Source organism: Helicobacter apodemus (assembly GCF_000765745.2).
In the GTDB taxonomy this organism is placed as follows: domain Bacteria; phylum Campylobacterota; class Campylobacteria; order Campylobacterales; family Helicobacteraceae; genus Helicobacter_D; species Helicobacter_D apodemus.
The window spans coordinates 1-13,232 of the sequence record NZ_JRPC02000021.1 but is presented as its reverse complement, the minus strand read 5'-3'; the positions used below and the strand labels follow the sequence as shown (position 1 = coordinate 13,232).

Below are 13,232 nucleotides of genomic sequence, written 5' to 3'. Positions count from 1 at the left end.
TCACCTTTACAAAAGACGTTTAGGAGCTAATTTGCGACCTGCTTTTTGTTTTCTGATTTTTTGTTGTAAAACCATCAAAGCATATTGTAAGGTTTCTGGACGCGGGGAACAGCCCGGAAGATAAATATCTACAGGAATAATTCTATCAACCCCTTGAACCGTGGCATAAGTATTAAACATTCCCCCCGTATTTGCACAGCTTCCCATAGAAATAACCCATTTAGGTTCTGGCATTTGATCATAAAGTCTTCTTACAAATTGTGCATGTTTTTTAGTCACCGTTCCTGCAACAATCATTACATCACTTTGTCTAGGTGAAGCCCTAAAAATTGTCCCAAATCTATCAAAATCATAACGACTAGCACCTGTTGCCATCATCTCAATAGCACAACAGGCTAATCCATAAGTCATAGCCCAAAGTGAGTTACTTCTGCCCCAATTTACTAGTTTATCAACACTGGTTAAAGCAACAGGTAATCCTGCACTTTTAAAATAATTTACTTCATGCTCTGCCATTGTAAAGCTCCTTTTCTCCAAGCATACACAAAACCTATTACTAATAAAAACACAAATAAAAGCATTTCAATAAAGCCAAAAACTCCTAAAACCTTGAAATCCACTGCCCAAGGAAACATAAAAATAATTTCCACATCAAATAAAATAAATAATAAAGCCATCAAATAAAATTGTGAAGAAATTCTATTAGGTTGCTTTGTTGGTGCCAAACCGCACTCATAAGGAGCTAATTTTAGTTTTTGAGCATTTTTATTTGCAAGAGATTGACCAATAAATCTTGATAAAAAAGTAGTAGCTAAAAATGCCACAAAAGTAAAAATAAAAATCACAAAAACACCAAAATAAGGATGAGCCAAATCAAGATGAGACATAAATTCTCCTCAATGCTTAAAAATTTTATATTAAATATTATCGAAGTTTTCCTAAAAATCAAAAGAGAAAAAATATTTTTAAAAAAATTTTTGACAAAAGTTACATCTAGCTATACCAAATAAAGATGAAATCATCCTTTAGTTTTGTAATTTTGTAATTTAATAATTTATTTTCGCTTTAAAATAGCCTCCAAAGAGCTTTCAACATCCCCAGCATAAGTAATATCTTGAGCTTGTAATGTATCATCTTGTAAAATTTGGGGGATACTATTAGCTTTTTGTATATCATCCCGCATAGATTCCAATTCAGAGCTATGATAAGAATAAATCATTTGGGCTGACATTACCCCTTTAATTTCTTCTATCCTTTTAAGTGTTTTTATCTCATTGTCAATATTTTCAGATTCAATAGTAATAATAATTTTACCGCTCTGCTCTTTATAATGGCATTCAACATTAGTTATTTGCCCCATCTCTCTCCACAATCTATCTATATCCTCAGGCTGACACATAACGACAACACTAGATACATTAAAATCTTCCATACTCTCTCCTTAAGGTAATTTCCAAAACAAAATTCTCTGTGCATCTTCAGAACTTACAAGAATTGTATCATTAATAAAAAGAATGCTATTTAACAAATTTGTATGCCCCTTTAAATAAGCCACTTCTTCTTTACTCTTAATATCAAAAACAATAATATCGCTATTCTCATTTTTAGTATAAGCACCCCTAGAAGCATTCTCATTAAGACCTACACTATACACCAAAAATTCAGATTCCTTAATATAAAATTGTCTCTTTTGTTGGGAATCTAAGAAATAAACTCCAACTTTCCTATCTTGCCCAGCTGTAATAATAATATTATTACCCATAGAATCTTTTTTCATCTTTACTTCATAAACATTGTCTTTATTAACTTCTTCAAAAGTTTGCAAAATCTCTCCATCTTGGGTTTTACCATAATATAAAATCCCCGATTCTGAAGTGCTTAAGAAATATTTTCTATCTTCACTTAAAACAAAGTCTGAAAATCTCGCTTCAGAGAGTTGTTTGCGGTATAAGATTTTAGAATGCTTTAAATCATATAACAATATCTCATTACTTACTAAGCCCAAAAATATCTGTTCCTCATTGATAAAAAGGGCTTTTTTAATGTTTAAAAAATTCTCCGCACCAAAAATTAATACTAGCTCCCCATCAAGAATAAAAAGATTTTTCGTTCCTTCACTACCTTCACTATTAATTAAATATTTTCCTTTATAAAGATCGACAGAAAAAACTTTAGGGGCATAAAAATCATCAAGAAAACCACGAATATCTGGAAGTTTAACAATACTATGTTCTTGAATATTTTTTAAAGATTCATCAAAAGTTATTTCTAAAACTTCACCAAAATCTGTGGCAACAAATAATCGTCCCTCTATCAACTCCATAGAAATAATATTATGGTTTATATTGAGTTCATAACTAGGGGTTATTATCTTAGCAAAAAGAAAAATAGGTATAAATAGAAACAAAACTCTATACATTCTCTCTCTCCCTAATTCCTATAGCATTAGTAGGACAACTTTTAATACACATTCCACAACCTATACATTCTCGATTAATTTTAGGATAAAAAAGCCCAATAAATTCAATAGCATTAGAGATTCCCAATACACTTTGACAAATATCCTTACAAGTATAACACATTGTTTTTTGATGGGCTATACATAAATTTTCCTCAATGACAATAGCGACATTCCAATTTGCCCTATTCTCCCAACCCTCCTCTCCAACCTCCAATACTCCATTAGGACAAACAATGGCACATTCTCCACACAATTTACAGCCATCAACCCTAAAATCTACATAAACAGATTTGCCATTGCTTTTGATAATTCCTTCTTTACAAACTCTGCTACAAGCATCTACACAATCTTTTTGACATTCTTGACAAAATTTATAAAAAAGGGAGCGGTTAAAGTTATAAGGAGGTAGAACAAAAAGATTCTCATCTTTTTGTTTCCCATAATTTAATAAAGAATGAAAAAACTCCCTCCTATTAAGCATTTATTTTAACCCCTCATTTAAAACATCAAGGAGATTAGAACGCACATTTCCATTATCTTGACGAAAATCTGCTTTAAAATTATTCCCAACAAGTGCTGGAGCATTGACTTGTGTTGTATGACAAATCACGCAATTAAAACGGGAATCATCCATCTGTCCTTGTAAATCAACATTATCCCTAAAATTATAAAAATGTGATTTAGGCATAGAAACAGCACCTACTGCTTCAGCAATATCAGGTAAATGGCAAGAAGTGCAAGCATTATTATCCTTTGTAATAGGCAACATACCCTCTGTGCTATGTGGAATCATTGGCGGAGCATTTTCAAAAGCTCTCTCAATAAGCATTGATTCTCCTGCTACCTTGCCACTATAATCATAAGCCTCTATGGTTGCATTTTCATTAAATAAAGTAGTTTTTCTTAAACCTAATTCATCCTCTGAATAACTCTTTAAACCTTGACAGCCTAAAAAAATAATTCCTAATACCGCAATACTCATCATTGCTACTTTTTTAAAATTCATTGTTTTTCCTTTTTTGCAAAACTCAAAAGATTAAATGTAAGGGCATTATCCCCACAAACCTCAATACATCTTCCACAACGTGTACATTCACCACTTATTACATTTCCACTATTTTTACCAATAAGCCCTAAAACCTGTTTTTCTGGGCAGATATGTTTGCATTCCATACAATGTGTGCAAGATTCCAAGTCATATTTAACCCTCAACAACGCAAATCTACCAATGAATGAATAAAAAGCCCCAAGCGGACATAAATGCCCACAAAAAGCATTTTTAGTTACAAACAAATCTAGCAAAAAAACTATTAGCAAAGAAAAGCCACCTAATCCCATCCCAAAGACCAAACCTCTATGCAACATAGAAATAGGACTAATAGCTTCAAAAGCAGCTAATCCAAAAATACTTGAAAGGATTAAAGAGAGGGCTAATACGATATAGCGGATTTGTCTTTTTAAAAATACAAAACTTCCTAAATTCCCAACTTTTAAGATTCTACGCAAATAATTGGCTAAATCTGTAATTAAATTTATCGGGCAGACATAAGAGCAATAAGCTCTCCCAACTAGCAATCCATAGAATAATGTAACAATTAAAGCCCCTATTAACGCATTACTCCCTACAATAGCCCCACTAAAAAAGAGTTGTAAGATAGCAAAAGGATCACTTAAGGGAATCACACCAAAAACTAAAGAACCACTAAGATTGCCTTGTAATATTTTCCAACCTGCATAATTACCTAAAAAATACAAAAGAAGCAATCCTACTTGAACCAATCGTCTTAAGATTAAAAACTGGTATTGCCTCATCTTAAATCTCTCCACCATTTAAATAATCTTGCACTTTTGAAGGATTAAGAATTTCTGGTAAATTACGCGTTTTTGCCTTTTTCAAGCGATTTTCATCTTGGGTTTCCCAACCTTTAATATAATTTGTCCCAACACTGCCTGATGCAATTTCTCGGGGCAAAACAATAATAGAAGCCTTATCAGTTACACAAGCCTTTTCGCATTTACCACAACCCGTGCAAACTTCACTTTCCACAACAGGTAAAAGATAAGAATGCTTACCCGTTCTATCGTTGCGTTTTACTTCTAGCTTAATTGCCTCACCAATTAAAGGACAAGCACGATAACAGGCATCACATTGAATTCCCCAATAGGCAATGCAATGTTCTTTATCAACAATAGCCACGCCCATTTTTGCATCCCTAATCTCCCATAAACCATTTTCATCTTGAACCAACTTAGGCTCTAAAGCCTTTGTAGGACAAATAGGCACACAGGGAATATCAGGACACATCTCACAAGGAATATCTCTTGGTTTAAAATAAGGCGTCCCAATAGGCATTCCATCTCCTGCACTAGCAAGCTTTAAAGTATCAAAAGGACAAGCCTCTACACATAAGCCACACTTAATGCAATGCTTTAAAAACTCTTTTTCCTCTAAAGCGCCTGGTGGTCTTAGTATTAAGGGGTTAGCTTTGCTTTCTTTTAAAAAAGCACTCCAAACTAATCCACCAATAGAAGCTAATGCAACAGCTTGAGCACTATTTAATAGAAATTTTCTTCGTGGATTATTTGCACTCATATTGTTTATGCCTTGTAAATTTTAACCGCACATTTTTTAAAATCTGTTTGTTTAGAGATTGGACAAGTCGCATCAAGACAGACTTTATTAATATAAACCTTCTCATCAAACCACGGCACATAAACTAAGCCCATAGGGGGTCTATTTCTACCACGCATATCAACCCTAGCTTTTACCTTCCCGCGTCTTGATTCAACCCAGATAAGATCATTTTGTTGTATGCTTAGCTTCTCTCCATCTTTTGGATGCATATAACATAACGCCTCTGGCACTGCACGATAAAGCTCTGGAACCCTCATTGTCATAGTCCCACTATGCCAATGCTCTAAAACCCTGCCTGTGCTTAACCAAAAAGGATATTCTTCACTTGGCATTTCTGGTGGGTCCATATAAGGGCGAAAGAATATTTTTGCTTTATTTTTAAGTGAATAGGTTTCTTGTGTTTTTGGACTTAGCAAGTCTCCTCTAGGAAGGGATTTTTGCAATTCACCATAAAAGGCAAAATCACCATTATTTTGTTTTCTGGCATAATAATCATATTTAGCGTTAAACCTCCATTGAGTTTCTTTTCCATCAACAACTGGCCACCTTAAGCCTCTTACACGATGATAAGTATCAAAATCTGCTAAATCGTGACCATGCCCTACACCAAATTTGCGGTATTCTTCCCAAAGGTATTTTTGGATAAAGAATCCATAACCTTCAAAAACTTTCCCATCACTTCCAATAACATTTCGCTTATCACCAAATACTTCGGAATTTAGAGTGTTTTCTAATGTTTTATCAGAGATGGAATAGCTTTTTGCCTCTTTATTAGCAAATAGCACTTCAAAGAGTGTTGTATCCTCATTATATCCCATAGCTTTGGCTGCCTCTAACACATTAGGGAGTGTTAATTTATCATTGATTCTTTGCTCACCCCATACTTCTTTTAGCGTAAAATATTTAGAAAATTCCATCATTTGCCAAATATCACTCATAGCATCACCTTGGGGTAATACTTGCTGTTTCCAATGTTGTGTTCTTCTCTCAGCATTTCCATAAGCACCCCATTTCTCATAAATCATCGCAACGGGCAAAATCAAATCTGCCACCTTTGCACTAATACCCGGATAAGCATCAGAGACTACGATAAAATTATCCATTTCTCTAGCAGCTTTTATCCAATGGTTTGCATTAGCGGTATTTTGCCAAGGATTATTGACTTGAACCCACGCCCATTTAATCTTTCCATCCTCTAAATCACGCATAATTTGCATAAAATGCGCTCCAATAGCTGGATTAATGGTTCCTGAAGGTAATTTCCAAATTTTCTCTGTAATATCTCTATGTTTTTTATTTCCCACTATCATATCAGCAGGTAATCTATGGGCGAATGTCCCTACTTCTCTTGCTGTCCCACAGGCACTTGGTTGCCCCGTCAATGAAAAAGCACCGCTCCCAGGTTTTGCTTGTTTGCCTAAAAGCATATGCACCATATAAGCTTGTTCATTAACCCAAGTTCCTCTTGTATGCTGATTCATACCCATAGTCCAAAAACTTACGATTTTTCTATCTTGTTGCGTATAATAATTTGCAAGTTGTTTCAACTTTGCTTTAAAATCCTCCAAACTCTCAGCAGAATCCCCCTTAGCAAGTTGTGCGACAAAATCTAATGTATAAGGTGCTAATGCCTTTTTAAAATCCTCAAAAGAGATTTCCCAATGATTCCCAGCTTGAGCATTATGTTTATTTTCCATAACATCGCCAGATTTCATTCCTAGATATTGCAGGGTTACCCCCTCTCTATCACTAAGGACTTTTGATTTTTCTTTAGCTGCAATATCAAGCTCTTTGGGATCATAATCAGAATGCTTAATATCTGTTCGCATACCATAGCCAATATCCGCAAAACCTGTTGTAAAAATACAATTTTTCTTAACAAATCCCCAATCAATGCTTTTAGGATTATTATAAACAATTTCTCTTGCGATATAATTCCAAATTGCCAAATCTGTATGCGGGGCAAACACAATTTCAATATCTGCTAAATCCGAAGTTCTATTAGAATAAGGCGTAAGATTCACAATCTTTACTTTATCAGCATTAGATAGCTTCCTATCTGTAACTCTAGCCCACAAAATTGGATGCATTTCCGCCATATTAGCTCCCCAAGTTACGATAGTATCAGTTAATTCAATATCATCATAACAGCCCGCTGGTTCATCAATACCAAAAGTTTCTATAAACCCAACAACCGCACTAGCCATACAATGTCTAGCATTAGGATCAATATTATTACTTCTAAATCCACCTTTAACAAGCTTAACTGCCGCATAACCCTCTTGAACTGTATATTGCCCAGAGCCAAATACGCCAATACCTGTAGGTCCAAGCTCCTTATAAGTTTCTTTAAATTTTTGCGCCATTACATCAAAGGCTTTCTCCCAGCTTACAGGCTTAAACTTTCCTTTCTTGTCAAACTCACCTTTAGAATTTACACGCAATAAAGGTTGGGTTAGCCTATCTTGTCCATACATAATTTTTGCATTAAAATAACCCTTAATACAATTTAAACCTCTATTTACAGGAGCCGCTGGATCTCCTTTAACAGCAACAATTTGTTCATCTTTAGTTGCCACCATAATCCCACAACCCGTTCCACAAAATCTACAAACTGCTTTATCCCACTTCCAATTACTTTCAATTTCTTTAGCCGCTGCTAAACTTGAAGTAGGCACAGCAATACCAACTGCACTAGCAGCACTAGCAGCTGCAGCAGTTTTTAAAAATGCTCTTCTATTCATAACTATAAGCCTCCCTATAAAGTCTTAAATTCAACATCATTTTTGATGTTATAGAAAATTATAACACTTTAAGAATTCTTAAAATTTGATTTAAGTCAATATATACATTTTGGTATTACGGTTTTTTAGGAATTTATCGAAGTTAAGAAGTTTGAAAAGTTTTTCATAATTATGCGGTCAAAATAAGGTTTTACTTATTTAACCATTAAACGTCTTAAAGCATCCTCTACTTGAATAGGGTCGGATTTAGAAATAAATTCATCAGCATTTAAAGAACGTGCCATATCTTCATTACTACTACCACTCATAGAAGAATTTACGACAATAGGTATATGAGAAGTTCTAGAATCCCCTTTCATTTGCTTCATAACTTCAAAACCACTTGCCTCTGGCATTTCTAAATCCGTAATAACAATGCCTATATTAGAAATATCTGCTCCACCAAAGATATAATCTAGCAATTTTTGCCCATTTGAAAAAGTTTTATAATTAACACCTAATTTATTCAAAATATTTTCCATAGTTTTAACAACAGCTAAAGAATCATCGGCTAAAAGAACTTCTTTATCACTAACAATTTGCTTAACTCTGTTAATTTGATCGTTTTTTTCATCTTCAACCCAAGGAAACACATCCACAAGCATTCTCTCAATATCTACTACTTGAACCAAGCTCCCATCAAAATATCTTGTACGACTAACTAATTTAGTATTTAAGCCTGTATCTGAACTTTGTTCAATTTCTGTCCATTTTTTATTAAGAATCCTATCAGCCTCATAGATACGAACACCCACTGTCCATCTAGAAAACTCGCAAATCATAACCACTTCATCCTCACCCTCTTCCCTCTTAACACCATAATTTTCAAGATTCTTAAATTCGTTATTAGCATCATAATAAAACCATTTCTTTAAATCTATTAAAGGAATAGTAAGTTCTCTAATAGTGATTAATCCCTCCACTAAAGAATTTCCTTCGTGAGATATTACCGTAACATCCCCACGATACTTAACAACCTCCCGTATCTTAAAAACATTAACCGCATATAGATCCTTATCTTTTTCAAGCCTAAAGCACAAAAGCTGTAACTCATTATTTCTATGTAAATTCGTGGTTTGATCAACGCTAGATAAATTAGACATAATCATTTCCTCTTTTTGAGAATTTCTCTGCATTATAACATACTTTATACTAGATATACTTTAGATATTTTTATACATCCCCAAAAGCTTTTGATTTTTCAAATACTTCCTCCATACTCCCACTATTAGTAATTTCGCCATTTTGAAAAAAATAAACTTTATTAGCCAAAGCAATCGTTGAAGGACGATGCGCAATAATAATAACAATCCTATTTTTGATAATCTTTGCCAAAGTTTCTTTTAATTCTTCTTCTATTTTACTATCTAAAGCACTGGTTGCTTCATCCAAAATTAAAATTTCAGGATTCTTATACAATGCTCTTGCAATGGCTATCCTTTGTCTTTGGCCACCGCTTAAATTAGTCCCAAATTCATCTAAAATACTATAAATTCCTTGAGGGAGAGATTGGACATAATCCCAAATCTTAGCTTGTTTTAAAGCATTTTTTACTTTATCCTCATCAACTTCTACATTATAAGCAATATTTTTTGCAATACTATCATTAAAAATAAAAATCCTTTGGGTAACAATAGCAATTTTACTCCGCAAAGATTCTTGTGTATAACTTCTTATATCTTTTCCATTAATAACAATCCTCCCTTTACTTGTATCATAAAGACGCAAAAGCAAATTCACTAAAGAGCTTTTCCCTCCTCCACTACTTCCAACTAAAGCAATACACTCTCCCTCGTTAATGCATAAATTAATATTCTTTAAAGCCTGTTTTTCTTGATAAAACAAATCTACCCTTTCAAAAACTATGCTCTTTATCCCCTTTTGTAAAACTTCAACGCCATCTTGTATTTTTTCTTTCCTATCTAAGATTTCAAAAATCCTATCTCCAGCCACGAAAGCTATCTGTATCTTCCCATAAAGGTGGCTAACTTTTTTTAAAGGAGTATAAAGCATAAATAAGGCTGTTACAAAAGAAAAAAATGCTCCTGTGGTAATCTCTCCATCAATAACTTTATGCCCACCAATAAAAATCACGCCCGCAACAGCAATAGCCCCTAAAGTCTCCATTAAAGGCGATGTTAATTCAGAAATACGCACTGTTTTCATAGAGAGCCTAAAAAGCTCTTTATTTTGGTGAGAGAATTCATCAAGCTCTATTTTATTCCCATTATTAGCCTTAATAATCTCTATATTATTGAAAATTTCGATAAGTTTTGCGGATAAATCCGCATTTTTCTCTTGCATTTTTTTAGAAGTTTTACGCATTTTTCTAGCGATTAAAACAATAGGATAAAGGGCTAAAGGCATAATAAACAACCCAAAAAATGCTAACTCGGGGCTTTGATAAATCACAACAGCAACAAGCCCTATGATCGTTAATCCCTCTCTAATTCCCTCAATAAAATAATTTGAAACTGCACCTTGAATCGCTCCAATATCACTTGTAACCCGCGAAAAAAGTTCGCCATTACGATAACGATTAAAAAACTCCATTTCAAAAGTTAGCATTTTTTGTAACAAAATATCTTTCAAACGTCTTGTAATATCTTGCCCAACAAAATTCATAAAATAAGTTTGGATATAAGCACCCAATCCTTTAGTAAAATAAGCTAAAACAACCAAAAAGGGAAGTATTACAAGCATTGCTTGATCTCTTTTAATGAAAATATCATCAAGCACAGGTTTCACAAGATAAGCACTAGCACTACTAGCAAGGGCAACCATAATAGTCCCCAATATAGAATAAATAAAATATAATTTATACTGCTTAATATAAGGATAAAAACGTTTAAAAAATAATTTCATTATTTTGTATGCTTTGATTATGTTTTAGAGGTGTTTTATCAGTGTAAAAATATTTCTCGCCATTAATAACACTACTCCTTACTCCTTCAGGGATATTAAAATTACGTTGCAATCCTGGATCAATTTCTAAAATCCTATTAAAAAAATAAGAAAATACAGGGGCTGCAGCAACTCCCCCTGTCTCACTATCCCCCATAGAGGTATTATCATCTTTCCCATACCATATAATTGTCTCTATGCTAGGTGAAAATCCAGAAAACCACGCATCAATATTATCATTAGTCGTTCCTGTCTTTCCAGCTATTTCAATCCCTGCAACTTTAGCACGTCTTCCTGTTCCATTTTCGATACTATTGCGTAAAATATCCATCACCAAAAAACTCTGTCTTGCATCTGCTAACTCTGTCTCTATCGCCTCACTAAAAAATATTGTATTCCCCCTAACATCTACAATCCTATCAACTAATCTTGGTTCAACTACTACACCATAATTAGAAAAAACCATAAAATTTTTCGCCATTTCTATTGGGGATGTGCCAAAACTTCCTAAAGAAATCGTTAAATCTTTTGGAATATTTTTAAAACCATATTTCATTAACTCATTATAAATCCTATCAAATCCCACCTCTTCTACTAAATTAATAGTCGCTAAATTAAGGGATTTTGACAAAGCTTCTTTGAGCGTTACAAAACCTCTTAAAGTGCTTCCATAATTCTTAGGTTGCCATCTTTTTTTCTCATTATTAACCCTATAATCATAAGTCCTAGCAATATCAGGTATTTCATAATTTTGAGAAAGTCCAGAATCCATTGCACTTAAATACAAAAAAGGCTTAACACTACTTCCAATTTGTCTAGAACTTTGTGTTGCACGATTAAAATTACTTTTCTTATAATCCACACCACCTACTAATGCAAGGATTTTCCCACTTTGACTTTCTAAAACAACAAAGGCTCCATTTAGCTTATCTTCCAAACTTTTATTATCTTTATGTCGTGACAATATCTGTTCATAGCCAAAATAAAGGGATTCTTGAGCAATCTCTTGATAATCAAGATCAATATTTAAATAAATCTTATAACCACCACTTTTTAAATTTGTTATCTCCTTAAGTTGTCTTTGCACTTCATCTACCACATAAGGAGCAACATTCTTTGTTAAAGTATCATCATAAACCTGTGGAGCTTGGGCTAAAGATTCTTCTAATTCCTCTTGGGAAATCCAACCTAATTCATTCATCCTTTGCAAAACATTATTAGCCCTTGCTAAAGAAAAATCATAATTTTTGGTTGGGTCATAAAAACTTGGTGCTCTTGGGAGGGAGACAAGCATAGCAATTTCTTTTAAAGTAAGCTCATCCATATCTTTTCTAAAATATCCTTTTGAAGCTGTTTTGATACCATAAAATCCGTGTCCAAAATAAGTATGATTTAAATAACGTTCCAAAATCTCTTCTTTGCTTAAAAGAGTCTCTAAACGTAGAGCCAAAAGAATTTCTTTAAGCTTTCTTTCAATGGTTTTATCTCGGGTTAAAACAATATTTTTAATAAGTTGCTGTGTAATAGTGCTTCCACCCTCTGCATAACGAGCACTTTTGATATTCTTAAGCATAGCACGCATGATAGCATCTAAATTAACTCCAATATGTTCAAAAAACAAAGTATCCTCAATGGTTAATAAGGCTTCAATGATTCTAGGGGGTATTTCTTCAAAGTTTGCATAAAAACGAAATTCTTTATCAAATAGATTAGCTATTAAACGTTCTTTTCTATCAAAAATTTGTGTAGCTATAGGAGGATTATAATGCAAGATTTTATCTGTATCATCTCTAATTTCTGAATAAATACGACCAACAACAATGATAATAATAAGAACTCCAACAATCCCAACAACGCCTAAAAGTCGTAAAAAAATTCTCATTAAAAAACCTAAAAATCCTAATTAAGATATAAAACGCTTTAAAATTCTATCATACAAAATTTTAAAAAAATATTGCCTATTGATTCTTTAAAATTTGCAACTAAATAACACTCTAAGATTCTTAAATAAATTTCACTAAACTATAATATGCCATAATCTAATATTTATAGTAATACTTTTATAGTAATACTTTTTACAAGAATCATCATTTAAAGGAATAACTAAAGTAGTCCCTAAAGCATATTCTAAATTATCTAATTTACTCTCTCCCCCTCCATAATACCCTATATTAGAATATCTCCCTTTAGGATTAGCAACATTAGGATTAATAGTCCAATCTACTCCTGCATACACTAAAGTCTTAAAATGTTTATTCCAATCACTATAAAAAGAAAGAGAGGTTTTAGTTTTAAATAAATTCATCTTATGGGTATAAGTTCTTCTTTTAATGGTATTACTTGCCCCTCTTTTTTGTTATAATGCCTACCTTAATTTTAAGATTAAGGAATCTCTAATGAATAAACTAATGCTTAATCTCTCTATTAACTTTCATTTTAAAGGATTCTT

General features: G+C 33.2%; 13 protein-coding genes. All 13 read right to left on the bottom strand.

Going from position 1 to position 13,232, the window contains the following annotated elements:
- Window positions 1-6 precede the first annotated feature (6 nt).
- Window positions 7-516, bottom strand: coding sequence for a NuoB/complex I 20 kDa subunit family protein (locus tag LS72_RS07960; RefSeq protein ID WP_034553727.1), 510 nt, complete (start codon window positions 514-516; stop codon window positions 7-9).
- Window positions 498-887: an NAD(P)H-quinone oxidoreductase subunit 3 gene (locus LS72_RS07955; RefSeq protein WP_034553729.1), complete on the bottom strand. Its 390-nt coding sequence runs from the start codon at window positions 885-887 to the stop codon at window positions 498-500. Before LS72_RS07955 ends, LS72_RS07960 begins: the two co-directional genes overlap by 19 nt.
- 167 nt (window positions 888-1,054) lie before the next feature.
- Entirely contained in the window at window positions 1,055-1,432 is a 378-nt protein-coding gene (locus LS72_RS07950; protein ID WP_034553731.1) for a chaperone NapD, read from the bottom strand.
- Between the two features lie 9 nt (window positions 1,433-1,441).
- The gene (locus LS72_RS07945) at window positions 1,442-2,419 is read right to left on the bottom strand and encodes a WD40 repeat domain-containing protein (protein ID WP_138155248.1); all 978 of its coding nucleotides are present in this window, start codon (window positions 2,417-2,419) and stop codon (window positions 1,442-1,444) included.
- Window positions 2,412-2,942 (bottom strand): 4Fe-4S binding protein, encoded by a 531-nt coding sequence (locus LS72_RS07940; RefSeq protein WP_034554653.1) that lies wholly within the window; start codon window positions 2,940-2,942, stop codon window positions 2,412-2,414. The genes LS72_RS07945 and LS72_RS07940 overlap by 8 nt, the downstream gene beginning before the upstream one ends.
- Window positions 2,943-3,467, bottom strand: coding sequence for a nitrate reductase cytochrome c-type subunit (locus tag LS72_RS07935; RefSeq protein ID WP_034554652.1), 525 nt, complete (start codon window positions 3,465-3,467; stop codon window positions 2,943-2,945).
- Window positions 3,464-4,291: a quinol dehydrogenase ferredoxin subunit NapH gene (gene napH / locus LS72_RS07930; RefSeq protein WP_084590182.1), complete on the bottom strand. Its 828-nt coding sequence runs from the start codon at window positions 4,289-4,291 to the stop codon at window positions 3,464-3,466. The genes LS72_RS07935 and napH overlap by 4 nt, the downstream gene beginning before the upstream one ends.
- A complete protein-coding gene (gene napG, locus LS72_RS07925; RefSeq protein WP_034554650.1) occupies window positions 4,275-5,054 on the bottom strand; it encodes a ferredoxin-type protein NapG in 780 nt (259 codons plus the stop codon). Before napG ends, napH begins: the two co-directional genes overlap by 17 nt.
- 5 nt (window positions 5,055-5,059) lie before the next feature.
- Window positions 5,060-7,840, bottom strand: a complete 2,781-nt coding sequence (gene napA, locus LS72_RS07920; protein WP_034554649.1) for a nitrate reductase catalytic subunit NapA — start codon at window positions 7,838-7,840, stop codon at window positions 5,060-5,062.
- 194 nt (window positions 7,841-8,034) lie between these two features.
- Window positions 8,035-8,982, bottom strand: coding sequence for a chemotaxis protein (locus LS72_RS07915; protein WP_034554648.1), 948 nt, complete (start codon window positions 8,980-8,982; stop codon window positions 8,035-8,037).
- Window positions 8,983-9,052: 70 nt separating this feature from the next.
- Window positions 9,053-10,744, bottom strand: a complete 1,692-nt coding sequence (locus tag LS72_RS07910) for an ABC transporter ATP-binding protein (protein ID WP_138155247.1) — start codon at window positions 10,742-10,744, stop codon at window positions 9,053-9,055.
- On the bottom strand, window positions 10,728-12,665 hold the full coding sequence (locus LS72_RS07905) for a transglycosylase domain-containing protein (protein ID WP_034555074.1): 1,938 nt from the start codon (window positions 12,663-12,665) through the stop codon (window positions 10,728-10,730). Before LS72_RS07905 ends, LS72_RS07910 begins: the two co-directional genes overlap by 17 nt.
- A 135-nt stretch (window positions 12,666-12,800) precedes the next feature.
- On the bottom strand, window positions 12,801-13,088 hold the full coding sequence (locus LS72_RS07900; RefSeq protein WP_138155246.1) for a hypothetical protein: 288 nt from the start codon (window positions 13,086-13,088) through the stop codon (window positions 12,801-12,803).
- Window positions 13,089-13,232: the final 144 nt, after the last annotated feature.